Origin of the sequence: Vagococcus lutrae (genome assembly GCF_023299185.1) — a bacterium.
Classification (GTDB): domain Bacteria; phylum Bacillota; class Bacilli; order Lactobacillales; family Vagococcaceae; genus Vagococcus_A; species Vagococcus_A lutrae.
The window spans coordinates 741,555-766,901 of the sequence record NZ_CP097017.1 but is presented as its reverse complement, the minus strand read 5'-3'; the positions used below and the strand labels follow the sequence as shown (position 1 = coordinate 766,901).

Below are 25,347 nucleotides of genomic sequence, written 5' to 3'. Positions count from 1 at the left end.
GCTATGAAAAAACGTAATATTATTGCAGTTGTAACGATGGCAACTGCAGCAACACTGACACTAGCAGCTTGTGGTAACGGTGGCAAAAAAGATGAAGGTAAAAAAGGATCAAATGACACAGCAGCTATTGAGTTTCCAATTAAAGCTTCTAATACAGATGAAGCGATTGATGGTCAAACCTTAGAAGTAGCAGTTGTAACAGATACTCAATTTAAAGGAGTATTTTTATGGGAACTATACGAAGATAATTTCGACGCACAGTTTATGGGGCCATCACACGGTAGTTTATTTGCAACTGACGAAGACTTTGTTATCAATGATGACGGTATTGCAAAACTAGACTTAGACGTCGATAACAAAAAAGCAACAATTACATTGCAAGAAGATGTAAAATGGTCAGATGGCGAACCAGTTAAAGCTGAAGATATGATTTATTCATATGAAATCATCGGTCATAAAGACTATACAGGTGTTCGTTATGATAGTAACTTCCGTAACATTGTTGGAATGGATGAATATCATGAAGGGACAGCAGATACTATCTCTGGTATTAAAGCAATTGATGATAAAACAATCGAAATCAATTACAAAGAGATGAACCCAGGTATGCAACAAGCTGGTGGTGGTATTTGGTCATACGCAGCACCAAAACATGTCCTAAAAGACATTGCTATCAAAGACTTAGAATCTTCTGACGCTGTTCGTAAAAATCCAGTAACATTTGGTCCATATGTAATGAATAAAATTACACCAGGTGAATCTGTTGAGTATGTGGCAAATGAGCATTACTACAAAGGTAAACCAAAAATGGACAAGTTAGTGTTACGTTCAACACCAACTGCGTCAATTGTGGAAGCTTTAAAAGCGAAACAATTTGATATGGTTCTATCAATGCCAACAGATATCTATGATACATATCAAGATGTCGAAGGTTATGAAATGCTAGGACGTCCTCAATTATCTTATACTTATGTAGGATTTAAATTAGGTAAATGGGATGCGGATAAAGATGAAGTAGTAACTGATCCAGAAGCTAAGATGGCGGACAAAAACTTACGTCAAGCGATGGGTTATGCAGTAAACAATGACCAAGTAGGACAAAAATTCTATCATGGTTTACGTTCTAACGCGACTTCTCTAATTCCACCTGTCTTTAAATCATTCCATAATGATAAAGTAGAAGGTTATACACAAGATAAAGAAAAAGCGAAAAAACTTTTAGCAGATGCTGGTTATAAAGATACTGATGGTGACGGTTTTGTAGAAGATAAAAACGGTGAGCCATTAGTTATCAAGTTTGCGTCAATGGCTGGTGGCGAAACAGCCCAACCATTAGCTGACTACTATGTGCAAGAGTGGAAAGATATCGGTTTAAATGTTGAATTATCAACAGGACGTTTAATTGACTTCCAAGCATTCTATGACAAGTTGAAAAATGATGATCCTGAAATTGACGTTTTCCAAGGCGCTTGGGGAACAGGTATGGATCCATCACCAACAGGCTTATACGGTCGTAATTCAGCCTTTAACTACTCTCGTTTCTCAGATGAGAAAAACGATGAGCTATTAGCGAAAATCGATTCAAATGAATCATTTGATGCTGACTACCGTAAGAAAGCATTTGATGAGTGGCAAGAATATGCTGCTGATCAAGCATTTGTTATTCCAACATTGTACCGTAATGAAGTGTTACCAGTTAGCACTCGTGTAACAGGATTAAATTGGGCAAGCAACAATTATAATCTATGGGATGAAATCGGTGTGACATCTGAAACAAGATAAGATTAAAAGAAGTTTCTCATTAAATGAGAAACTTCTTTTTTTGTTACAAACGCTTATAAATCAACTTTAAAAGTGTTTAAATATAACGAAATAAAATATTTATTGAAAAAAGATTGCAATAAAATGAAATGTGTTATATCATATTATTATCGAACTTTAATAATCTCATTATTTTTTAATTTAAGGGGGAAGCAATATGAAGAAGAAAAATGTTATCGGTCTATTAACGTTAACAACAGTCGCAGCATTGACGTTAGCGGCATGTGGTAATGGTGGTGGCGACAAAAAAGCAGATAGTAAAGATGCTAAGCAAACGGCTAAAAAAGATTCTAAAGCCACATTAGAGTTTCCTATCAAAGTCTCAAACACGAAAGAGGCTAAAGAGGGTGGCGAATTAGATGTCGCTGTTGTAACAGATACTCAATTTAAAGGTGTTTTCTTATGGGAGCTATATGAAGATGCTTATGATGCACGTTTTATGGGACCTTCACATGGTAGCTTGTTTACTACCGATGAAGACTTTGTTATTACAAACGATGGTATTGCAGCCTTAGACTTAGATGTTGATAATAAAAAAGCAACAATTACTATTCAAGAAGATGTGAAATGGTCAGACGGAGAACCATTAGTTGCAGATGATATCATGTATTCTTATGAAATTATCGGTCATAAAGACTATACAGGTGTTCGTTATGACAGTAACTTCCGTAACATTGTCGGAATGGAAGAATATCACGATGGTAGTGCTGATTCAATCTCTGGTATTAAAAAAGTGGATGATAAAACATTAACGATTGAATATAAAGAGATGAACCCAGGAATGCAACAAGCTGGTGGCGGTATTTGGTCATACGCAGCACCAAAACATGTTTTAAAAGATATTCCAGTGAAAGACTTAGAATCATCAGATGTTGTACGTAAAAAACCAGTAACATTCGGTCCATACGTTATGAATAAGATTGTACCTGGTGAATCTGTTGAGTACGTACCAAATGAGCATTACTATAAAGGTAAACCCAAACTAAGCAAAATTACTTTTAAATCAACACCGACTTCATCTATTGTTGAAGCACTAAAAGCAAAACAATTTGATATCGCAATTTCAATGCCAACTGATATTTATCCAACTTACGAAAATGTTGATGGCTATGAAATGTTAGGTCGTCAAGAATTAGCTTATACTTATATCGGATTTAAGTTAGGTAAATGGGATGGAGACGCTGAAGAAGTTAAATACGATCCAGAATCAAAAATGGCAGATAAAAACCTTCGTCAAGCGATGGGATACGCAGTTAACAATGACCAAGTAGGTGAGAAATTCTACAATGGTTTACGTTCAAATGCGACAACATTAATTCCACCAGTCTTTGGTACTTTCCATAACGATAAACAAGAAGGATACACACAAGACAAAGAAAAAGCGAAAAAATTACTTGCAGATGCGGGTTATAAAGACACTGACGGTGACGGTTTCGTAGAAGATAAAAACGGTGAGCCATTAGTTATCAAGTTTGCCTCAATGTCGGGCGGTGAAACAGCTCAACCATTAGCTGACTACTACGTACAGGAGTGGAAAGATATTGGTTTGAATGTAGAATTAACAACTGGACGTCTAATCGATTTCCAAGCGTTCTATGATAAATTGAAGAATGATGACCCAGAAGTAGATGTTTACCAAGGCGCTTGGGGAACAGGTTCTGACCCTTCACCAACAGGATTATATGGACGTCATTCAGCATTTAACTACACTCGTTTTGCTGATGATGAAAATGACAAATTGCTAGATGCTATCGATTCAAATGACTCATTTGATGCGGACTTCCGTAAGAAAGCATTTGATGATTGGCAAGCATATGCGAAAGAGCAAGCCTTTGTTATTCCATCATTATACAGAAATGAGGTCTTACCAGTACACGAACGTGTAACAGGTCTGGATTGGTCTCATAATGCGAAAGAGTTCTGGTATGATATCGGAGTTTCTGAAGACAAACGCTAATTTTAAAAAAACTGAAAGTCTTTGACTTTCAGTTTTTTTGTTTTATATAGAATGTTGTTAATTTGTTGTAAAAAGAAGTATAATAAGGAAGATAGACATTATCATAGAGGAGAGATAGACATGTTGTCATCATTGAGTCAACAGATTCAAAAGAGGTATCAGATTGAATTTAAAAAGCCAGATTTATTAGAACAGGCGTTTACTCATTCATCTTACGTAAATGAGCATCGTCATTTAGGCTTACAAGATAATGAACGCCTAGAATTTTTGGGAGATGCAGCCTTAGATTTAGTGATTTCAGAATATTTATATCAACTATACCCTCAAATGCCGGAAGGAAAACTAACGAAAATGCGAGCGGCAATTGTTTGCGAAGATAGCTTAGCTAAGTTTGCTAAAGAATGTCAGTTTGATCAATTTATTAAGTTGGGTAAGGGTGAAGAAAATTCAAATGGTAGACAGCGTGCCTCGTTACTTTGTGATTTGTTTGAGGCCTTTCTAGGAGCTTTATACTTAGATCAAGGATTACCAGCATTAGAAAAATTTATTGGACAAGTTATTTTTCCAAAAATACAAGCAGGTATGTTCTTAGATGAAGTAGATCATAAGACGGCCTTACAAGAGATTTTACAAAAAAACGGTGACGTAAAAATCGAGTATCAATTAACAAAAGAAGAAGGTCCTGCTCATGCGCGTGAATTTTTTGTCAATGTTGTAGTGCGTGGGGAAGTCATCGGGACGGGTAGTGGTAAGTCCAAAAAGATTGCTGAACAACAGGCGGCAGCACAAGCCATTCGTAAATTGACCCCTTCTAAATAAACGATGAGCATGTTTTGAGAAAGGAGTCTTTGACTCATGTATTTGAAGAAAATGGAAATAGCGGGATTTAAGTCCTTTGCAGAAAGAACCACCATCGAATTTGACCAAGGATTAACTGCCGTTGTCGGCCCTAATGGTAGTGGTAAAAGTAATATCACCGACGCGATTAGATGGGTATTAGGCGAACAGTCTGCCAAAAATCTCCGAGGGGGAAAAATGCCGGATGTGATATTTTCAGGTACGCAAAAACGTTCTCCTTTAAATATTGCGGAAGTCACATTAGTGCTAGATAACGAAAGTGGGTATTTACCCGTTGCTTATAGCGAAATTAGTGTCACGAGAAGATTAAGCCGTTCTGGTGAGAGTGATTTCTTTTTAAACAAGCAACGCTGTCGTTTGAAAGATATTGTAGAATTGTTTATGGATTCGGGATTAGGAAAAGAATCTTTTTCAATTATTTCGCAAGGAAAAGTTGAAAGTATATTTAATAGCAAACCTGAGGAGCGACGAGGTATTTTTGAAGAAGCAGCTGGTGTACTTAAGTATAAACAGCGAAAACAACAAGCGGAAAAGAAACTATTAGCGACAGATGAAAATCTGAGTCGTGTACGTGATATTATTTATGAATTAGAGGTTCAGCTAGAGCCTTTAAAAGCTGAACGTGAAAAAGCGAAACAATATCAAGAATGGCAAACAACGTTTAAACAGATGGATGTCGGCTTAATGGCATGGGATATCTCGGAAAATAAAGAACGGTGGACATGTCTTTCTCGTGATAAAGAAAAAATTGATCGTGAACTTGAAGCGTTGAGACGAAAAATCGACGAAGAAGAACGACGTATTGCCGTAGCAGAAAAAGAGCAACAGCAGTTAGATAAACAGTTAGAAGATAAGCAAGGGGCATTATTAATTGCCACGGAACACTTTGAGCAGGTAGAGGGTAAGCGTAATGTGTGGCTAGAACGGTCAAAAAATGCAACCCAAACAACAGAAGATAATCAGAGACAACGAACGGAAGCCTTACGCTTATTAAACGATCACCGAGCGCAACAGTTAAACCTAGAAAAAGAGCAACAAGCACTTGAGCAACAATTAGACGGTATTAATCAAACTATTAAGCGATTGGAAAATCAGCAAGCAAATTTGGCGTTAGATAGTAAAGAACAAGTCGAAAAGATTCGTTCCGATTTATTAGAAAATATGCAACAACAAGCGAATACCAATAACGACTTAAAGCATTTAGAGAAACAATATGAACAAGAAACTCGTCGAAATGAGCACGGCATTTCACGATTAACCGATATTGAACAGAAGAAATTAGAATTAGAAAATAGGTTAGCGTCTGAGTTAAGGCAGAAACAAGAAGCGGAAGCGAGTTTAATCACACAGCGTGAGACGTATCAAAAAGCCGTAGAGATACTAACTCAGCTGGAAGAAAAATACCGTTTGAGTGAGCAACGGATGTATGATGCGATGAAACACGTTCAACAAGTACAAGCTCGCTATAAAAGTGTTTCTCAGCTACAAGATAACTATTCTGGTTTCTATCAAGGGGTTAAAGCGGTCTTAACACAAAGAGAACGTTTGCCTGGTATTATAGGAGCATTTGCCGAGTTGATTTCAGTACCACCAGCGTACACTTTAGGTATAGAAACCGCTTTGGGAGCAGCTGCGCAGCACATTGTAGTGGAAGACGAAAGTAGTGCACGTAAGGCTATTACTTATTTGAAGAGTAAAAAGCAAGGGCGTGCGACATTCCTTCCCTTAACAGTCATTCAAGGTCGTACGTTATCAGATACTGTCTTAGCTCAATGTCGCTCACATGAAGGATTTATCGGATTGGCTGAAGCGTTAGTATCTTATGAAGATGCTCGTTTAAAAGCAATTATTGCCAGTGTACTAGGTCGTACGATTATTGCCAAAGACCTATCATCTGCCAATGAATTAGCACGTATGTTAAACTTTAAGTACCGTATTGTATCATTAGAAGGAGATATTATTAATCCTGGAGGGTCGATGACGGGTGGTGCAACGAAGTATGGTAGCCAAGGAAGTTTACTGGGACTTGCTAATGAAGAGCAAACATTAAAAAGAAAACTACAAGAATTAAAAGAAGAACAAATTGCCAAAGAAACTAACGTAGCACAATTAAAAGAATCGTGGCTAGAACATCAAAACGAGGTGCAAGTCTTAAAAGAAGTAGGAGAGAGACAACGCCTAATAGTTCAAAAACATGAGCATCAAGTCGCTCTTTACGAAGCAGAATTAGGACAGGTCAAACGAGAATATGAAGTGGCGCGTTATGATACACAGGAAATTAGCGACTTTATGACAGAGTACGAACAAGAAAAACAACGATTACTTGAACAAAAAGTAGTCGTTTCTGAAACGATTCGTTTGTTAGAAGAACAGCTTAAACAAACTAATGAAGATGATGTCACGAAAGAAGAGCGTCGTTTACAATATCATCATGATTTAGCTGAAGCGAAACAAGAACGTGCTGTTTGTGAAGAAAAGCGGAGTTATTGTGAGAGTCAGATTGCTTTTTATGAGCAAGAGTGCAAGCGATTGGAAGGGACTATTTCCCAGTTAGATCAGTTATTAGATGGTTTGGTGTTAAGTCGTAGTGAACAAACAGCTTTAGAAGAGCAACTTCAACAAGAAATGCAACAATGGACAGAAGAAAAACAAGCGTTGCAAGTGGCGATAACCGAGTTGCGTGAGCAACGTGCCGTGTTAATGAAAAAGTTAAAAGCAGCCGATGAAACGCTAACGGTCGCTTATCATGACCGTGAACAATTATTAGAAAAAATCAGTGATTTAAATGTTCAATGTTCTAAGGCAGAAATAGCTATGGATAGTGGCTTGAACTATTTACAAACAGAGTATCAACTGACGTATGAAGCAGCTGTGGCAATGTATCCATTAAATGAAACAGAGATTGCTGATAAAAAGAGACAACGTCAAACATTAAAAGAACAAATTAGCGCGTTAGGAAGTGTCAATCTCAATGCGATTAGTCAATATGACCAAGTCGCTGAGCGTTACGATTTTTTAACAACCCAACGCGATGATTTATTAGAGGCAAAAGAAACATTGTTAGAAACGATGGATGAGATGGATGTCAGTGTGAAAGAGCAATTTTCTAAAGTCTTTTATGAGATTCAAGGCCGTTTCCGAGTGGTGTTTCCACAGATGTTCGGTGGTGGTCATGCGGATTTACAGTTAACCAATCCAGATGATTTACTTACAACTGGGATTGAGATTGTCGCGCAACCTCCGGGCAAGAAATTGCAGAATCTAAGTCTTTTATCAGGTGGCGAACGAGCATTGACGGCAATTGCATTACTGTTTGCGATTATTCAAGTACGTCCTGTACCGTTTTGTGTGCTGGATGAGGTTGAAGCAGCCTTAGATGAAGCGAATGTCGCACGTTTTGGGCGATACTTAACTGAGTTTGAAAATGACACACAATTCATCGTTATTACGCACCGTAAAGGAACGATGGAAGCAGCAGATGTATTGTATGGTATTACTATGGAAGAATCAGGCGTTTCACAAGTGGTATCTGTTAAGATGACAGATGTCGATGAAACGCTCACAGCATAATATATAGAATAGGAAGGGTTATATGTCTATCAAATTAGTGGCGATCGATTTAGACGGCACATTATTAAACAATGAAAAGAAAATTTCAGCACGTAACAAAGAGATGATTCAAAAAGGAAAAGCAGCAGGCGTTAAAATGGTACTTTGCACGGGTCGACCTTTAAAATCAGTATTGCCGATGTTAGAAGAGTTAGGCTTGACAGATTCTGGTGACTACACGGTCACGTTAAATGGTGGATTAATACAAGAAAATCATACGGGCGAACGTTTATCAGAAACGCGCATGACACTTGAAAATATTCAAGAAATCTACGAGCTATCTCAAGAATTAGACTTATCAACAGATATTGTGTCAGGAGCGACGGTATATCGGGTTATGCCCAATGTTCCCACGCAGCCGTCAGTCTATGGTCGCTTAAATCGTATTTTATCGTTTGAAGAGCGTCACATTAGTCAGTTTGATGCTGAGACACCTTATCATAAAATGGTGATGACAAATGATGACCCTAACTATTTAACAGAGAAACAGCAAGCGATTCCCGAGCAGTTTCATCAAAAATATAATATTGTTCGCTCTGGTCAAAATTTATTTGAATTTGTTCCGAAAACAGTTAGTAAAGCAAACGGCTTAGAGGCACTGGGTAATATTCTAGGTATTGATGCGAGTGAAATGATGGCAATAGGCGATGAAGAGAATGATTATTCTATGATTGATTTTGTAGGAACTGGAGTTGCAATGGGGAATGCTACGCCAATTATTAAGGAAATAGCACAATATGAGACCAAAACAAATGAAGAAGATGGCGTTGCGCACGCGATTGAAACATGGGTCTTAAAGTAGGAGGATACTAACATGGGATTTTTTGATAAACTGAAACGTGCCTTCACGGGAGAAGAAAAAGTAGAAGCCACGCCAGAACAAGTCAAAATGGAAAAAGGGCTGGAAAAGACGCGTAAGTCTTTTTCCGATGTCTTAAATGAGTTAATGGCAAGTTTCCGAACGGTTGATGAAGATTTCTTTGAAGAGTTAGAAGAAACACTCATCATGTCGGATGTTGGGTTTGAAACAGCCATGAAAATCACAGATGAATTGCGTCAAGAAGTCAAATTACGTAATGCGAAAGCACCTAAAGACTTGCAAAACGCGATTATTGAAAAATTAGTTCAAATTTATGAAGAAAATGACATGGATGAGCAAAACGATTTGAATTTAAATCCGGATGGCTTGACTGTCATGTTATTTGTAGGGGTCAATGGTGTCGGTAAAACAACGAGTATCGGCAAGTTAGCTAACCAATATCGTGAACAAGGGAAAAAAGTAATTTTAGCAGCAGCCGATACATTTCGTGCGGGAGCGATTGACCAGTTAGTCGTTTGGGGAGAGCGTGCTCAAGTCGATGTAGTGCGAGGCTCTGCTGGAGGAGACCCGGCCTCAGTTGTCTATGATGCGTTGGTTAAAGCGAAAGAAGAAAATGCTGATATCTTGTTGGTTGATACAGCGGGACGTTTACAAAACAAAGTGAACTTGATGAATGAGTTAGCCAAGATGAGGCGAATTATTCAGCGTGAAATCCCCGAAGCGCCACATGAAACGTTACTCGTAGTAGATGCGACGACGGGACAAAATGCAATGGTTCAAGCAAAGCAATTTAAAGAGACGACCGATGTGACTGGATTAGTCTTAACCAAATTAGACGGTACGGCCAAAGGCGGAATGATTTTAGCGATTCGCAACGAGCTAAAACTACCGGTAAAATTAGTCGGACTAGGTGAAGGCATTGATGATTTACAAGTCTTTGATTCAAATGACTTTATGTATGGTCTATTTAAAGAATTATTAACGAAGGAAAAAGCTGATTAATATCAGCTTTTTTTGTTACAGACCAATTATAAGCAATTTCAATTCGTCAATGGTATAATGAAGGAATGAAAATGAACAAAAGGTGGTCTTAAAATGATCCATAATTTACAAACACTATTGAATCAAGACCCAATTCAAGGGCTTTTTAAACATGCTCGTTTTGGTATAGAAAAAGAAAGTCAGCGTGTGACGCTCGACGGAGAGCTAGCGACAACTGATCATCCTGCTTTGTTAGGAAATCGTCGCTTTCATCCAACGATTCAAACGGATTTTAGCGAAACACAAGTAGAAATTATCACGCCAGCGTTACCGTCTGCAGAAGAAGTATTAGCCTATTTAGGTGCGTTGCATGAAGTGACGTTACGCTCGATGAATAAAGATGAAATGTTATGGCCACTCAGTATGCCGCCAGCGTTGCCAGAAAAAGAAGAAGATATTATCATTGCTAAATTAGATAAATTTGAAGACGTCTTATATCGACGTTATTTAGCGAAGTCTTATGGTAAACGTAAGCAAATGGTAAGTGGGATTCATTTTAACTTTGAATATTCCCCTGAATTTATTTGTAGTCTGTTTCATGCTCAAACGACATTCGATTCGCTTGAACAGTTTAAAACGGACTTATACTTGAAAGCTTCTCGTCACTATATGCGTTATCGTTGGCTTATAACATATCTTTTTGGAGCCTCTCCTCAAGCAGAAGCGCGTTATTTTGATGAAAATATCGGCGAAGGACCGCAAGACTTAGTGCGCAGTATTCGCAATAGTAAATACGGCTATACCAACCATGACGATGTTTTTGTCTCATATCGCTCGATTGAGCAATATATTCACGATATAGAATGTTTAGTTGAACGTGGGATCCTATCTGAAGAAAAAGAGTTTTACGCGGCCGTTCGCTTACGTGGTGGCGAACATGTTTCGGATTTAAAGCATACGGGTATTCATTATATTGAATTACGAAATATTGATAATGATCCGTATTCACCGTATGGTATCGCTAAGGAAACGATTGAGTTTCTTCATCTGTTTATGATGTATTTAGTCTGGATGAAGGAAGAGGATACAGATTATGATGAGTTATTAAAACGTGGTGAGCAGTATAATAATCAAGTTGCTTTAGAACACCCATTAAATCCTACTGCCATGAAAATGGAAGGGGAAGCACTATTAAGAGGAATGAGTGACATGGTGCAAGCGTGGGATGATAGTGAACGTTGGCAAGTTTTAATTAACGACCAACTCGAAAAATTAGCACAGCCAGAGTTGACGTTAAGTGGACGTATGGCAAAAGCTTACCAATCCGGTACGACCAACGCGACGTTAGCACGAGAGTTAGGAAGAGCATATTACGAAAAAGCACACGCTAAGCCTTATCAACTAGAAGGATTTCGTGATATGGAGTTATCCACACAATTACTCATGTTTGATGCTTTACAGCGTGGTTTTGGAGTGGAAGTCCTAGATAAACAAGACCAGTTTTTAAAATTAACGGATCGTCGACAGACACCGAAAAAAATTGAATACGTTAAAAATGCCAATATGACAAGCAAAGATAGTTATATCGTCCCTTTGATAATGGAAAATAAGACCGTGACGAAAAAATTATTAGCGCAAGAAGGATTCCGCGTGCCACAAGGAGCAGAGTATCAAGATATTGACACGGCTATGGCTGATTTTGCGCGATTTGACGGGCTAGGGATTGTGATTAAGCCGAAATCGACTAATTATGGTTTAGGTATCACGATTTTTAAAGAAGGAGCAACAAAAGCACATTTTAAAGAGGCACTAGCTATTGCCTTTAAAGAGGATAGTGCTGTACTAGTAGAAGAATTTTTACCTGGAACAGAATATCGTTTCTTTGTGATTGATAATCAAGTAAAAGCGATTATGTTACGTGTACCGGCTAATGTAACAGGGGACGGCGAGAAAACGATTGAAGCATTAGTTGCTGAAAAAAATCAAGACCCTCTTCGCGGCTCACATCATCGATCGCCATTAGAGTGGATTCAATTAGGCGACATTGAGAAACTTATGTTAGCGGAACAAGGTTATGAAATTTCTGATGTCTTACCAAAAGGGGAAGTTGTTTATTTACGGGAAAATTCAAATGTTAGTACCGGTGGCGACTCGATTGATATGACGGATGATTTTGATGAAAGCTATAAAACCATTGCGATTGAAGCAGTTGCAGCGCTGGGAGCAAAGGTTTCTGGGATTGATTTAATTATTCCAGATAAGACGATTCCAGCTACAAGGGATAGCCATCACTACGGTATTATTGAAGCGAACTTTAATCCGGCTATGCACATGCACGCCTTTCCATATAAAGGAAAGGGACGTCGTTTAACCCAAGACGTGTTAGACTTACTATTTGAAAAATAAAACGATTGGGACTTTACACTGATACCCGTAAAGTCCCAATCGTTATTTTTTAATGCGTCATTTCTAATAATTTATTTTTTAAATCATCTTCTAGCTGTCTAAGCTCGATTTCAGCTAGGCGACGTTTTTCTTTTCCTTCTTGTTGAATACGCATGGTTTCTTGTATGGTTTCAACAAGGTCGTTTTGTGTTTGTTGTAGGGTTTCAATATCCACTAAACCACGCTCATTTTCTTCCGCCGTTTCAATTGCTGAAATTTTTAACATTTCTGAGTTTTTCTTCAATAACTCGTTCGTTGTTTCTGAAACTTGGCGCTGTGCCGTTACCGCGTCTTTTTGACGCAAGAGTGTTAAGGCAATGGCCACTTGATTTTTCCACAAAGGAATGGCGGTGTTGATTGACGCTTGAATCTTTTCTGCTAAGGCTTGATTTGTATTTTGAATTAAGCGAATTTGCGGAGCCTGTTGTATTGTAATTTGGCGTGCTAATGTTAAATCATGTGTTCGTTTATCTAAACGGTCTAAAAATTGATTTAAATCATTAACGACTTGAACGTCCATTTGGTCACCAGTTTGTTCTGCCTTTTGCATGGCTTCTGGAATAATTTTTGTTTGTAGCTCCTCTTTTTTCAGTTCGCCAGCCGCAATATAGATATTCAACGCATCGAAATAATCTTTATTTTTATGATAAAGTTGCTCTAGCATGACGTTATCACTCAAGAGGCCATTTTTTTCACGATCTAGTTTGACCGCAATTTTATCAATTTGTGCCCCAATTTGCTGATATTTGGCTGTCATCTCATAGATAGATTCTTTTACTTTACCAAACATGCGTTTGAAAACATTGCGTTCTTGCACTTGTAATTCTTGCGGACTTGCTTCATTTAAACGATACATTAATTCATTTAATGTATCACCGACAGGGCCAATGTCTTGAGCTTGTACATGGTGAAGCATAGAATGAGAAAATTCACCTAGCTTTTGTTGAGCCGCTGCACCGTAACTTAAAACAGATTGTGAGTCTTGAACATCGATTTGTTCGGCTAATTGACGCGCTTGAGCTTGTCGCTCAGGGTCTAAGCGATCAAGTAGACGGGGAGCGGGTGCTTCATCATGTAAGGCCGCTTCTGATGTTTGTTTCGCTAACGTTCCTGCCGCATCTTGAGTATTAGCAAAAGGGTTACTTAATAAGTCATCCAGTGTATCGTGAACAGGTTGTGTTTGTTTTAATTCATCCGTTGTATGTTGATCCATCTGTACCATCCTCTCCTTCATCGCTTGCCGTGTCAGGCTTTTCGAATGCCTGAGATGTAGATGCTTCTTCATGTTGACGTGCTAATTGTTGTTCAGCTAGACTGACTTCAACGTCCATCTCTGCTAAGTCTTCGGCAACGAGTTGCTCGAAGTCTTTTACCACGAGAGATGAAACTTGTTCAATCACTTCGGCACTTTTTTGAAGCGCTTCGTAAGTGTTAGCAGTTTTAATATCATGGTCATTAATCGTAATGTACTTCTCTGTTAAGTCTACCAAATTAGGTAAATGATTGTAAAGAAAGCCGTCAGCGCGATGCAGTTTTTGTGGCTCTTTAACGAGCTCTTTAAAAATACCTTGTGCTGCTTTTACTGCTTGTGTTTTTAAATTAATCGCTTTTAGTTTAGCAACTTGATTCATCTGTTGTTCAAGCGTTTCAATTTGTACGCGTGCTGTATTCATCGTTTCACGAAAAAACTTAATTTGCTGGTCGTCTAAGCCTGCTTCATGATAATGTTGAGTTAAATCTTGACGTAACGGAGGCATGTTCACTGAGACATCCGCTTGTTTTGCTTGCTGTCGTTTATCCCACCAACGTTTAATACCGTATATGATGAAGGCCAGTATGATGAGAGGGAAAAGACTATCTAAAAGTCCCGAACTCTCATCGACAATTGTCAAAGCACCTACTATGGCAAAAAAGTAGAGCAACCATTTCATCCATTTATTTTTTTTCATGTCTCTCACTCCTATTCAGTCATTTCTTGATTACACTTATTTTACCATAGAAAGAGATAACAAAACTATCCGTCTTGAGTTGGATTTCATCTCAGACTTACTGTGTTTGAATTATTTGCTAGAAAAAGGTATTATATGAGCAAACTATGAAATGGGTGGCGTCATCATGACAGAAAATTTTGAAGAAAAAACACTTTCCAGAGAAACCATCTTTAGTGGTAAAATAATAGATGTGGCTGTGGATAAAGTACGTTTACCAGACGGGTCGGTTGGCCAACGAGAATTAGTTTTTCATAATGGTGGAGTCGGCATTATAGCGATTACATCTGACAATCGTATATTACTTGTTAAACAGTATCGCAAACCGCTTGAACGAACGATTTTAGAAATTCCTGCGGGCAAACTCGATCGAGAAGGAGAGGAGCCGATTTTAACAGCGCATCGAGAGTTAGAAGAAGAGGTTGGCTATCGATGTGAAAAAATGGAGCCGTACATGACCTTTTCTCTTTCACCTGGTTTTGCTAATGAAATGATGCATCTATTTATCGCAAAAGGGTTGTATCAAGTCCCAGATCCTTTGCCACGAGATGACGATGAGTGGTTGTCTATCCATCAACTGACATTAGATGAAGCCAAGCAGGCGATTGCTACGGGTGAGATTTGTGACAGTAAAACAATTATTGCTATCATGCAATGGGAAATAGAATCTATGGGAGGTTCAATGAATGGGGAATAAGGAACCCTTATTAACACGCAGTAAAATCAGAGAACTTCAAAAAGAAGAAGAGTCTCGTGTACGAAAACTGCAACAAGAATTTGAAGAAAAAGAAGCAGAAATCGCAAAAAAATTTAAAAAAGAAAAGAATAAAGAACCCAAAATTACAATGTCGCGCTCAGAATATGCCAATCAAGTCAGAGAAAGAAGTCATTTCTTAACGAAGGCAATTTTAGTAGTCGGCCTCATGTTACTCGTGGTTTTCTTAGCCGTCTTTTTTTTATAGGAGGAAATAGGATGAAAATTGGAATAATCGGTGCGATGGCAGAAGAACTTATCGCTTTAAAAGCGGCGATGACCGCTTCAGAAACTGTGGAAGTTTTTGGGAATACATTTGTTTCTGGAAAAATCGGCGAACACGATGTGGTAGTCGTCCAATCAGGAATTGGTAAAGGTATGGCCGCCATGACAGCCACGTTATTAATTGACCGCTATCAAGTCGATATGCTCGTTAACACAGGTTCTGCTGGAGGGATAGGTGAAGGATTGAAAATTGGGGATGTCGTGGTTTCTAAACGGTTAGCCTATTTTGATGTCGACGTGACAGCATTTGGTTATAAAAAAGGACAAATGGCTGGAATGCCTTTATACTATGAAGCAGATGAAACGGTGATGGAAACAATCACACGCGCGGCTGAAGTAACAGGGCTATCCGTGCGTCAAGGGGAGATAGTAACGGGTGATACATTCGTCCATAGTCAAGCGATGATTCAGCAAATTAAAGCTGATTTTCCTGACGCTTTGGTTAATGAGATGGAAGGCGCAGCGATTGCTCAGGTGGCTACACAAGCACAAGTTCCGTTTGTAGTGGTCAGAGCGGTTAGCGACGTCGCAGATGAGGAAGCAGCCCAAACATTTGATGAATTTATTATTACGGCAGGTAAGCGTTCGGCAGAAATGGTTTTAAATTGGTTAGCTCACGCATAATAAAAGGAGACGATCGAGATGAAGGCATTGTTAAATATTGATTACACATACGATTTTGTTGCAACAGATGGAAAATTAACGACTGGTTGTGATGGCCAAAAGTTAGAAAAAGATATTGTTGACATTACAGATACCTTTTTTAAACGTGGTGACTACGTGGTCTTTCCGATTGACGGACATGATGAAGATGACCAGTATCATCCTGAAAATCAGCTGTTTCCTCCTCATAATATTATAGGAACAGCCGGAAGAGAGTTATATGGTGAGCTCGCTCAATGGTATGAAAAGTATCAACGTGCTTCTAATGTTTATTGGCTAGATAAACGGCACTATTCAGCATTTAGCGGTACCGATTTAGATGTGCGTTTGCGTGAAAGACAGATTCAAGAAGTTCATATTGTAGGTGTCTGTACAGATATTTGTGTTTTGCATACGGCTATCGATGCTTACAATTTAGGATATAAAATAGTGATTCATGAAAAAGGCGTCGCTAGTTTTGACCCTGTCGGTCATGAATGGGCCTTAAAGCATTTTAAGAATACATTAGGAGCTACGATTATTTAATAGAAAACGGATGACTGTTTAAAGGAATGGAAACGGTCATCCGTTCTTATCGTTTTTGTTTTTTTAGTCAAGGTTATTTGTTATGATTAAAAAAAGGAGGCGATATGTGTGACGGAAAAAGTACGAGATCCTTATTTTGATAATGCCAAATTACTCTTGATATTTTTAGTGATATTTGGGCATTTAATTCAACCATTTGTAGAAGACTATTCTCAAATCGAAGATTTATATTACTTGATATACACGTTTCACATGCCTGGCTTTATTTTAATTAGCGGTTATTTTTCTAAAAATATTCGTCGACCAGGTTATTTGAGAAAAACAGCGGAAACGATGCTAGTACCCTATGTAGTTTTTCAGTTTATCTACAGTCTTTTTTATTTTATGATTCAAAGTTCTGGCAAACTATCGCTTCAATTTCTAAACCCTCATTGGTCACTGTGGTTTCTTTTAAGTATGTTTTTTTGGAATGTTGCGTTGTATCTATTTGACCGTTTTACGCCCTTAATGGGGATGACGATTGCGATTATAATCGGATTATTAGCAGGCTATGCTCCAGGCATCGATCAGTTTTTGAGTTTATCACGGACGATGGTCTTTTTTCCCTTTTTTCTATTAGGTTTTTATTTACAGGCCTCTTTTTTTGAAAAAACAAAGAAACCAGTAATGAGAGTCGTAGGGATCATTCTTTTTGTCTTATTAGCCAAGCTAGTGACTTATGCAGAAGTTTGGAATAAGTATTGGTTTTTTGGGTCGAAGCCTTACGACCATTTTTTAGAAAACCCTGAAGTAGGTGGGGTCGTCCGTTTATTCGTCTACTTGATCAGTTTTATTGCCATTTTTGCTTTTTTCACATTGGTTCCACGAAAAAAATATCGCTTCACCTATTTAGGCGAGAATACATTGTATGCTTATTTATTACATGGTTTCATTGTTAAAAGTCTTAGAAGTATGGATATGGGAGAATTAACATTAAAACCTTGGCTATTTTTCGTAATTGTCGCATTAAGTATTGTGATGACGGCTTTATTCACACGTCCTATTTTTAAGAAAAGTTTAGACCGAATGTTTAGTATGGTGAGTGATAATTTGATAAAATGGAAAAGCAAGGATAAAACACGAAAGAAGGAATAAAGTTGAAAAGAGTTTATTTAGACCACAGTGCGACCACGCCGGTTCATCCTTCTGTGATTGAAACAATGGTAAAGAGTTTAACGGAAGATTATGGCAACCCGTCTAGTATCCATGCTTTCGGACGTTCTGCTCATGCACGGTTAGAGAAATCGCGTGAACAAATCGCGCAACAAATCGGCGCTAAAGCGGATGAAATCTTTTTTACAAGTGGGGGTACGGAAAGTAATAACTGGGCGTTTTATCAATTGAAACACGCTTCAGTTTCACGCCCACATCTCATCACGACTAAAGTAGAGCACCCGTCAGTATTACATACGGCTGAGTTTTATGAACAAGCAGGTATAGAAGTGACCTATTTAGAGGTAGATTGTCATGGTAATATTTCTATAGAAGCATTAAAAAATGCCTTACGACCAGAAACAGTCTTGGTTTCGATAATGACGGTGAATAATGAGATGGGCGTGCGTTATCCTATCCGCGAAATCGGTCAACTATTACATGATCATCCAGCAAAATTTCACACAGATGCTGTTCAAGCATTAGGTCATGAAGTAATAAATGTACAAGAACTGGGAGTAGACTTCTTAAGTGCCACAGCCCATAAATTAAATGGACCAAAAGGTGTTGGGCTTTTCTATGCTCGTACAGGGACCCCATTACACGCTATGTTGCATGGTGGTGAGCAAGAGTTAAAAAGACGACCAGGCACTGAAAATTTACCAGGAATTATGGGATTCGCTCAAGCATTGACGCGTTTAAATCCGACTCTTCAAATGGATAATCAGGCACGTTATCAAAAATTCCAAGAAACAATCATCACAGCTCTATCCGAAGCGCGTGTTGCTTTTCACGTAAATGGAGCGAAAGCGCCGAAAAGTCCACATATTTTAAACCTTCATTTAGAAGGGATTCCAAGTCAGCAAATACTCATGCAATTAGATTTGCAAGGCTTTGCGATTTCAGTTGGCTCCGCTTGTACGGCGGGGAATATCGAACCGTCACACGTCTTAACTGCCATGTATGGCGAAGGACATCCGGCAATTAATGAGTCCGTGCGGATTAGTTTTGGTGAAGGCGTCACGGAAGAAGATGTCGAACACTTTGCAGCAGCCCTCGTGAAGATTTGTCGAAAACGCCAACAAATAGACTAGAGTTCTGACTGAAAATTGCTTATAATAAAGCTATCATAGAAAAAATGAGGTGATAATATGGCATTTGATAAAGTTTCAACAGTATTAGGATCAGATGTGAGCTATCAACTAAGTGATCAAGCGAAAACTTATACATTTAAAGATTTAGGGTTTAGTGAGTCCAAACAAGGCAACTTGCAGTATAACCGACCATTAGATATGATGGCAAATAGTAAAGGTCCTCGTTTAAAGATAACTGTCGCAAAAGATTTAAAAACGTTTAAAATGAGTATCACGACAGCGAATGGCATGCGTCAATTAAATATTTTTGAAAACGACGACCAACTAGAATTACAACAAAACTTTCAATTCATTATGAATGAAATGATTAATCGTCATTGTTTTGAAGTCGTATCATAAATGATTGGTAGAAAAGAGAGTTCTTATGATAAGAATTCTCTTTTTTGTATTAAAAAGATGAAAAAACTTTGAAAAGAACGTATAATAAGAAGACTGAAAAATCCGACCTTCAAATCGTAGATGATTCAGAATCTAAAAAGAAATGATGGTGTAAACATGACAGACAATAGTCAAACACGTGTTGTCGTGGGAATGAGTGGTGGCGTAGACTCTTCTGTGACGGCGCTACTACTAAAAGAGCAAGGATATGATGTAGTAGGAATCTTCATGAAAAACTGGGATGATACCGATGAAAATGGTGTTTGTACGGCGACAGAAGATTATCGAGATGTCGAAAAAGTAGCGAATCAAATTGGGATTCCTTATTATTCTGTAAACTTCGAGAAAGAATACTGGGATCGCGTTTTTGAATACTTTTTAGCAGAATATCGCGCGGGACGTACGCCCAATCCAGATGTAATGTGTAATAAAGAGATAAAATTCAAAGCGTTCCTTGAGTATGCCATGGATTTAGGAGCCGATTATGTTGCTACAGGACATTACGCACGGGTTATACGAGATGAAAATGGTGTGAGCCATATGTTACGTGGTGTGGATCACAATAAAGACCAAACGTATTTTTTAAGTCAGCTTTCTCAAGAACAACTTGCGAAGACGATGTTTCCTTTAGGCCATTTAGAGAAGCCAGAAGTTCGACGTTTAGCTGAAGAAGCTGGACTTGCCACAGCTAAGAAAAAAGACTCGACTGGTATTTGTTTTATCGGAGAAAAGAATTTTAAAGAATTTCTCAGCCAGTATTTACCGGCAAAACCTGGAAAAATGGTGACGGTGGATGGTGAAGTGAAAGGCGACCACGCCGGATTAATGTATTATACGATAGGGCAACGTCAAGGACTAGGTATTGGCGGAGGCGGCGCGTCAAATGAGCCGTGGTTCGTGATTGGCAAGCGTTTGGAAAAAAATGAGCTAATAGTCGGTCAAGGGTTTCATCATGAATGGCTTTATGCGACGCATTTAACTGCAAGCGACATTCACTTTACGGTTAATGATTGGCAAGCGAAGACATTTGAATGTACGGCTAAATTCCGTTATCGTCAAAAAGATACGGCTGTTAAAGTGGTACTAGATGAAAATGATTCGACCAAAGCAACCGTCTATTTTAGTGAACCAGTGCGTGCTATTACACCCGGACAAGCGGTTGTCTTTTATGATGGTGAAGAGTGTTTAGGTGGCGGATTGATAGACGCAGCCTTTTATGAAGAAATCGAGCGACAATATATTTAAATAAAAAAGAGGTCTGTTCGCTTTTGAACAGACCTCTTTTTTATAAATCGGACGGTAGCGTAGATGGAATGTCAAAGGGAGAAAAAGTCTCCGTTTGATAGTGTGACGGCGAGACTCCGTAGTGTTTTTTAAAAAGTTTACTAAAGTAAAAAGGGTCATCATATCCGACGCGTTTTGCGACTTCTTTAATTGTCAGTTGATTATTCTGTAATAAAAGAGCAGCACGGTTTAATCGGATTTGAATAAGATAGTTAATCGGCGAATCTTTCGTGACTTCTTTAAATACTTTTGAAAGGTAGTTGGGACTGATATACATTGTTTCAGCTAAAGAGTCCAGGGTAATATCCTGAGCATGATGGGTTTCTAGATAGTAAATAATATTGTTAACAATCCGTTCTTTATCTTGATAGGAGCGATCGGTTAAAGAGGTCATCATCTCTGTGTTCTCAATCACGTTTCCTTGTCTTAACAGCATGACTAATAACTTCATAATAAGCGACTTAATCATTAATTCATAACCAAGTGCGCGTTCATTTTTTTCTGTTAAGATAGCTTGGCATAAATCAAGAAAGATAGCTTGTTCGTGTTTTAATTCAATAAAAGTCGTTTCAAAAGGGAGATAGTTTCGTTTTAACCCTTCAAAAGTTACGTTATTTAAACCAATGTGTAATTGGTGACTATAAGTATGTTCTTCTTGTATATGCTGATGTGGTGTGCCTGGATGGTAAAGCATGACACAGCCTTTAGTTGCATGATAGCGATGATGATGAACATGATAAGTTGCTTCGCCATCTAGGATGATACTTAATTCGACAAAATCATGTGCATGTTCTTTTCCTAAAGCTGTTCCTTCATCATAAGAGTCAAAGGCATATAAAATATCAGGATTGAAGGTCTTGGTATCGATTTGTATCAACGTTAAAGCCTCATTTCTTTCCAAATTGTCTTCTCTTTATAGTTTACCTTAAATTGCTAGAAAGAAAAGTGAAAGCTGTTAAAAACTTTACTCGTCATCATGATGAAGAAAGTGAGCGAGATGACGAAGAAGCGAGTGATATAATCCATTCGATTAAGAAAGATAGTCTATTCAAATAATGCCAGCTATCATCTAAACTAAGACAAAGTGATAAAAGGAGGAAAAAAGATGAATAACTATCAGTGGATTTGGCAATATAGCAAAGACCGTAAGAAAACCATATTTTTAGGTATTATTTTATTAGTGACTAGTTCATTACTGATGATTGCCAACCCACTTATTATCGGGCAGTTGATTGATCGAGTCATAGGAGCAGGGGAAACGGAGAAACTAATACCACTATTAATGTGGATGATTGGCTTGACCGTCTTACGCACGGTGTTTCGCTATGCGTATCAAATAACTTTTGAGACAATCGGTCAGCATACTGTTTTTGGCGTTCGTCAGCATTTATTTCAAAAATTGCAATTATTAGATTTTGATTTTTTTAATCGAACGCGTGTGGGGGATATTATGGCCCGAATGACCGGGGATATCGAGGCCATCCGACATTTTGTTTGTTGGGTGACGTACAATATTGTCGAATCTGTCTTTTGGTTTGTAATGGCTATCGTAGTAATGGCATGGATAAATCCGGTGTTAATGCTGTCTTTAGTCGCCGTTACCCCTGTGATCTATTATTTAACGCGTCAGATGTCAGCTGAAGCACATCCTGTTTTCTTAGAAATTCGTCAAAGTTTTTCAAAGTTAAATAGCTTAGTTGAAGAAAATATTAGTGGAAATCGTGTAGTCAAAGCGTTCTCGAGAGAAGACTTTGAGATTGAAAAATTTAACGAAGCAAACGAAGCCTTTAAACAAAAAAATTTAGCTTCAGCACGTGTTTCTATGAAATATTTGCCGTGGTTAGATGGGTTGGCAGGTAGCTTAACCTTAATTACGTTGTTAGTAGGGGGCTTTCTCGTAATAAGTGGTCAGATGACCGTCGGCGATTTAGTTGCATTTAATGGCTATTTATGGATGCTAAACATGCCCATGCGAATGAGTGGTTGGTTAATTAATGATACGCAACGCTTTAATGCTTCGTGTGTCAAAATTCGAGAAATGCTAGAAGTAAAACCATCGATTACAGCAGAAAAGCATATTGAGAAACACCCTCTTCAAGGTCATATTGTTTTTGAAGACGTTACTTTTCATTTTTCAGATGACCCAGATACCCCTATTCTGTCAAACGTATCGTTTGAAGCACTACCTGGGCAAACCATCGGTATTTTAGGTGAAACTGGCTCAGGAAAAACAACGCTAGTGAACTTAATTGCGCGTTTCTACGACCCTAGTCACGGTCGCGTATTGATTGACGGTAAAGATGCTCGTGAATGGCCGGTACGTCAATTACGCGAAAATATCGCGATGGTTATGCAAGATGTCTTTTTATTTTCAAGTACGATTGAAGAAAATATTACTTACGGCGCTCCGGAACTATCTGATGAGAGAATTCGTCACGTTGCTGAAATTGCTGATGCGAATCACTTTATTGAGCAAATGCCAGAAGGGTATCGCACGATTGTAGGCGAAAGAGGAGTCGGGCTATCGGGTGGGCAAAAACAACGTTTGTCCTTAGCGCGTGCTTTGGCAAAAGACCCGGCTGTCTTGATTTTAGATGACACGACAAGTGCGGTTGATATGCAGACGGAGTCTAAAATTCAAGCAGAACTGACTAAGCAGACTAAACGCACGACAACGTTTGTCATTGCACATCGGATTTCGTCAGTCCGAGAGGCTGATACGATACTCGTATTAGAAAAAGGTCGCGTCGTCGAACAAGGGACACATCAGGCGTTAGTCGAGCGTGGCGGTCGCTACTTTGACATCTATCAAACGCAACTCGGTCAATCCAGTCAAGAAGGGGGGCAATTATAATGGCACGCAATACCTTTGATCAAGATGAAACATTACAAGAGGAGTTTAATTGGCACCATTACCAACGCTTAGGTAAATACATTGCTCCATATAAACGTCCCGTCACGAAAGCTTTACTTGTCATTATTTTTGCCAATATGTTGGCCATGTTAGGACCTTACTTTACAAAATTAGCCATTGACCGTTATCTACCTAACCAAGATGTTAAAGGACTTGTATTAATGAGTTTGCTTTTCTTATTATCATTAATCGGTATAGGCTGGAGCATGCGTTATCGTATTTATCATATTACAGAAATCGGTCAAAATATTTTAAAAGATATGCGATATGATATTTTTAGTCATTTACAAACATTACCATTCTCTTACTTTGATAACCGACCGCACGGTAAAATCTTAATCCGTGTCGTAAATTACATCAATACTTTGAGTGATTTATTAAGTAACGGCTTGATTAACTTAATTTCAGATGTTTTCAGTCTCGTTCTGACTCTAGGTGTGATGTTGTGGCTCGATGTAAAACTAACACTTTATTCATTGCTACTATTACCTGTTTTACTGATTATCGTGTTATTAGTCAAGAAAGCACAACGAACCGCGTACCAAGAACTAAGTAATAAACAGTCAAATATGAATGCTTACATTCATGAGAGTATTTCAGGAATAAAAGTGACGCAATCTTTTACTCAAGAAGAAATGAGTTATCAAACATTTACTTCGATAAACGAAGACTACCGTAAAGCATATTTAAAAGCAGTCAGAGTTCAATTTTTACTATGGCCGGGTGTGCAAAACATTTCGGTGATGACGACTGCCTTAATCTATTTTATTGGGATAAGAAGTATAGGGGTAGATATGACAACGGGGACGTTGATTGCCTTTATCGGCTATATCAATAACTTTTGGAATCCGGTCATTAATATTGGGAATTTTTACAATTCATTGATTACAGCAACCGCCTATCTCGAGCGGATTTTTGAAACGTTAGATGTCGAGCCTGAGATTCAAGATGCTCCGCATGCGATTGAAATGCCAGAAATTCAAGGAAATGTAGTATTCGATGACGTAGTGTTTAGTTATGAAGATAATCAACCGATTCTGAATCATGTCTCACTAAATGTTGAAGCAGGACAGAGTGTGGCGCTTGTAGGACCGACAGGAGCAGGGAAAACAACGATTATCAATTTGTTGAGTCGTTTTTATGATATTGATTCTGGTCAAATCTTAATCGATGGCATTGATATTCGTGATGTCACATTAAAATCACTGCGACAACAAATGGGTGTTATGCTGCAGGATACATTTGTTTTTTCGGGTACGATTTTAGACAATATACAGTACGGAAATCCACAAGCAAGTCGAGAAGAAATCATTGCAGCAGCTAAAGTCGTCAGAGCGCATGATTTTATAAAAGAATTAAAAGACGGTTATGACACAGTCGTAGAAGAGCGAGGTAGTACCTTGTCTGCAGGCCAACGCCAATTAATATCGTTTGCGAGAGCCCTTTTAGCGGATCCTAAAATTCTGATTTTAGATGAAGCTACATCAAGTATTGATACGAAGACGGAGCAATTGTTACAAGACGGTTTACAGAAACTATTGCATGGTCGCACGTCGTTTATTATTGCTCACCGATTATCCACGATAAAAAATTGTGATAAGATTTTTTATATCGATAAGGGCAATATTCAAGAGTCTGGAACACATGATACGTTGATGGCACAAAAAGGGCGCTATCATTATTTATATCAATCACAATATGACTTACTAAAAGTTTAATC

General features: G+C 38.4%; 20 protein-coding genes. 17 read left to right on the top strand and 3 right to left on the bottom strand.

The features are described from left to right. Positions 1–3 precede the first annotated feature (3 nt). The 7 genes from M2919_RS03600 to gshAB all read left to right on the top strand — a co-directional run bounded on the left by M2919_RS03600 (position 4) and on the right by gshAB (position 12,452). Positions 4–1,782 carry an oligopeptide ABC transporter substrate-binding protein gene (locus tag M2919_RS03600; protein ID WP_248849309.1) on the top strand — a complete coding sequence of 593 codons (1,779 nt, stop codon included), beginning with the start codon at positions 4–6 and terminating at the stop codon, positions 1,780–1,782. Between the two features lie 196 nt (positions 1,783–1,978). Next, a complete protein-coding gene (locus tag M2919_RS03595; protein WP_222317308.1) occupies positions 1,979–3,778 on the top strand; it encodes an oligopeptide ABC transporter substrate-binding protein in 1,800 nt (599 codons plus the stop codon). Between the two features lie 120 nt (positions 3,779–3,898). Further along, positions 3,899–4,597 carry a ribonuclease III gene (rnc, locus tag M2919_RS03590; RefSeq protein ID WP_202585557.1) on the top strand — a complete coding sequence of 233 codons (699 nt, stop codon included), beginning with the start codon at positions 3,899–3,901 and terminating at the stop codon, positions 4,595–4,597. Positions 4,598–4,633: 36 nt separating this feature from the next. Further along, positions 4,634–8,206 (top strand): chromosome segregation protein SMC, encoded by a 3,573-nt coding sequence (smc, locus tag M2919_RS03585; protein WP_248849308.1) that lies wholly within the window; start codon positions 4,634–4,636, stop codon positions 8,204–8,206. A 22-nt stretch (positions 8,207–8,228) separates the two neighbouring features. Next, positions 8,229–9,047 carry a Cof-type HAD-IIB family hydrolase gene (locus M2919_RS03580; RefSeq protein ID WP_248849307.1) on the top strand — a complete coding sequence of 273 codons (819 nt, stop codon included), beginning with the start codon at positions 8,229–8,231 and terminating at the stop codon, positions 9,045–9,047. Positions 9,048–9,059: 12 nt separating this feature from the next. Next, positions 9,060–10,067, top strand: a complete 1,008-nt coding sequence (gene ftsY, locus M2919_RS03575; RefSeq protein ID WP_248849305.1) for a signal recognition particle-docking protein FtsY — start codon at positions 9,060–9,062, stop codon at positions 10,065–10,067. Between the two features lie 93 nt (positions 10,068–10,160). Then, positions 10,161–12,452, top strand: a complete 2,292-nt coding sequence (gshAB, locus tag M2919_RS03570) for a bifunctional glutamate--cysteine ligase GshA/glutathione synthetase GshB (RefSeq protein ID WP_248849304.1) — start codon at positions 10,161–10,163, stop codon at positions 12,450–12,452. Between the two features lie 49 nt (positions 12,453–12,501). Here the strand turns inward: gshAB and M2919_RS03565 are convergent, their stop codons facing one another. Together M2919_RS03565 and M2919_RS03560 are read right to left on the bottom strand one after the other, a co-directional pair. Continuing rightward, entirely contained in the window at positions 12,502–13,704 is a 1,203-nt protein-coding gene (locus M2919_RS03565; RefSeq protein WP_023606118.1) for a toxic anion resistance protein, read from the bottom strand. Continuing rightward, positions 13,682–14,440 (bottom strand): 5-bromo-4-chloroindolyl phosphate hydrolysis family protein, encoded by a 759-nt coding sequence (locus M2919_RS03560; RefSeq protein WP_248849303.1) that lies wholly within the window; start codon positions 14,438–14,440, stop codon positions 13,682–13,684. The genes M2919_RS03565 and M2919_RS03560 overlap by 23 nt, the downstream gene beginning before the upstream one ends. A 166-nt stretch (positions 14,441–14,606) precedes the next feature. On the opposite strand from M2919_RS03560, the gene M2919_RS03555 reads away from it, so the two are divergent. The 8 genes from M2919_RS03555 (at position 14,607) to mnmA (ending at position 20,674) form a co-directional block, all read left to right on the top strand. Then, positions 14,607–15,176 (top strand): NUDIX hydrolase, encoded by a 570-nt coding sequence (locus tag M2919_RS03555; RefSeq protein ID WP_023606120.1) that lies wholly within the window; start codon positions 14,607–14,609, stop codon positions 15,174–15,176. Continuing rightward, positions 15,166–15,441 carry a cell wall synthase accessory phosphoprotein MacP gene (macP, locus tag M2919_RS03550; RefSeq protein ID WP_023606121.1) on the top strand — a complete coding sequence of 92 codons (276 nt, stop codon included), beginning with the start codon at positions 15,166–15,168 and terminating at the stop codon, positions 15,439–15,441. The genes M2919_RS03555 and macP overlap by 11 nt, the downstream gene beginning before the upstream one ends. Positions 15,442–15,452: 11 nt before the next feature. Next, positions 15,453–16,142: a 5'-methylthioadenosine/adenosylhomocysteine nucleosidase gene (locus M2919_RS03545; RefSeq protein ID WP_248849301.1), complete on the top strand. Its 690-nt coding sequence runs from the start codon at positions 15,453–15,455 to the stop codon at positions 16,140–16,142. A gap of 18 nt (positions 16,143–16,160) precedes the next feature. Then, positions 16,161–16,706 carry a cysteine hydrolase family protein gene (locus tag M2919_RS03540; protein ID WP_248849300.1) on the top strand — a complete coding sequence of 182 codons (546 nt, stop codon included), beginning with the start codon at positions 16,161–16,163 and terminating at the stop codon, positions 16,704–16,706. Positions 16,707–16,814: 108 nt separating this feature from the next. Further along, a complete protein-coding gene (locus M2919_RS03535; protein WP_248849298.1) occupies positions 16,815–17,840 on the top strand; it encodes an acyltransferase family protein in 1,026 nt (341 codons plus the stop codon). 2 nt (positions 17,841–17,842) lie between these two features. After that, positions 17,843–18,991 (top strand): cysteine desulfurase family protein, encoded by a 1,149-nt coding sequence (locus tag M2919_RS03530; RefSeq protein WP_248849297.1) that lies wholly within the window; start codon positions 17,843–17,845, stop codon positions 18,989–18,991. A 57-nt stretch (positions 18,992–19,048) separates the two neighbouring features. Then, positions 19,049–19,390 carry a DUF1831 domain-containing protein gene (locus M2919_RS03525; protein ID WP_248849295.1) on the top strand — a complete coding sequence of 114 codons (342 nt, stop codon included), beginning with the start codon at positions 19,049–19,051 and terminating at the stop codon, positions 19,388–19,390. 156 nt (positions 19,391–19,546) lie between these two features. Continuing rightward, on the top strand, positions 19,547–20,674 hold the full coding sequence (gene mnmA, locus M2919_RS03520) for a tRNA 2-thiouridine(34) synthase MnmA (RefSeq protein ID WP_248849294.1): 1,128 nt from the start codon (positions 19,547–19,549) through the stop codon (positions 20,672–20,674). A 40-nt stretch (positions 20,675–20,714) separates the two neighbouring features. On the opposite strand, the gene M2919_RS03515 is transcribed toward mnmA, so the two are convergent. Further along, positions 20,715–21,614, bottom strand: coding sequence for a helix-turn-helix transcriptional regulator (locus tag M2919_RS03515; protein ID WP_248849291.1), 900 nt, complete (start codon positions 21,612–21,614; stop codon positions 20,715–20,717). A 204-nt stretch (positions 21,615–21,818) separates the two neighbouring features. On the opposite strand from M2919_RS03515, the gene M2919_RS03510 reads away from it, so the two are divergent. Both M2919_RS03510 and M2919_RS03505 read left to right on the top strand, forming a co-directional pair. Further along, positions 21,819–23,567: an ABC transporter ATP-binding protein gene (locus M2919_RS03510; RefSeq protein WP_248849290.1), complete on the top strand. Its 1,749-nt coding sequence runs from the start codon at positions 21,819–21,821 to the stop codon at positions 23,565–23,567. After that, positions 23,567–25,345, top strand: a complete 1,779-nt coding sequence (locus M2919_RS03505; RefSeq protein ID WP_248849288.1) for an ABC transporter ATP-binding protein — start codon at positions 23,567–23,569, stop codon at positions 25,343–25,345. Before M2919_RS03510 ends, M2919_RS03505 begins: the two co-directional genes overlap by 1 nt. The last annotated feature ends 2 nt before the right edge of the window (positions 25,346–25,347 follow it).

Coding starts and splice junctions, on each gene's coding strand:
- M2919_RS03600 (WP_248849309.1), top strand. CDS start 4: ATGAAAAAACGTAATATTATTGCAGTTGTAACGATGGCAACTGCAGCA.
- M2919_RS03595 (WP_222317308.1), top strand. CDS start 1,979: ATGAAGAAGAAAAATGTTATCGGTCTATTAACGTTAACAACAGTCGCA.
- rnc (WP_202585557.1), top strand. CDS start 3,899: ATGTTGTCATCATTGAGTCAACAGATTCAAAAGAGGTATCAGATTGAA.
- smc (WP_248849308.1), top strand. CDS start 4,634: ATGTATTTGAAGAAAATGGAAATAGCGGGATTTAAGTCCTTTGCAGAA.
- M2919_RS03580 (WP_248849307.1), top strand. CDS start 8,229: ATGTCTATCAAATTAGTGGCGATCGATTTAGACGGCACATTATTAAAC.
- ftsY (WP_248849305.1), top strand. CDS start 9,060: ATGGGATTTTTTGATAAACTGAAACGTGCCTTCACGGGAGAAGAAAAA.
- gshAB (WP_248849304.1), top strand. CDS start 10,161: ATGATCCATAATTTACAAACACTATTGAATCAAGACCCAATTCAAGGG.
- M2919_RS03565 (WP_023606118.1), bottom strand. CDS start 13,704: ATGGATCAACATACAACGGATGAATTAAAACAAACACAACCTGTTCAC.
- M2919_RS03560 (WP_248849303.1), bottom strand. CDS start 14,440: ATGAAAAAAAATAAATGGATGAAATGGTTGCTCTACTTTTTTGCCATA.
- M2919_RS03555 (WP_023606120.1), top strand. CDS start 14,607: ATGACAGAAAATTTTGAAGAAAAAACACTTTCCAGAGAAACCATCTTT.
- macP (WP_023606121.1), top strand. CDS start 15,166: ATGGGGAATAAGGAACCCTTATTAACACGCAGTAAAATCAGAGAACTT.
- M2919_RS03545 (WP_248849301.1), top strand. CDS start 15,453: ATGAAAATTGGAATAATCGGTGCGATGGCAGAAGAACTTATCGCTTTA.
- M2919_RS03540 (WP_248849300.1), top strand. CDS start 16,161: ATGAAGGCATTGTTAAATATTGATTACACATACGATTTTGTTGCAACA.
- M2919_RS03525 (WP_248849295.1), top strand. CDS start 19,049: ATGGCATTTGATAAAGTTTCAACAGTATTAGGATCAGATGTGAGCTAT.
- mnmA (WP_248849294.1), top strand. CDS start 19,547: ATGACAGACAATAGTCAAACACGTGTTGTCGTGGGAATGAGTGGTGGC.
- M2919_RS03510 (WP_248849290.1), top strand. CDS start 21,819: ATGAATAACTATCAGTGGATTTGGCAATATAGCAAAGACCGTAAGAAA.
- M2919_RS03505 (WP_248849288.1), top strand. CDS start 23,567: ATGGCACGCAATACCTTTGATCAAGATGAAACATTACAAGAGGAGTTT.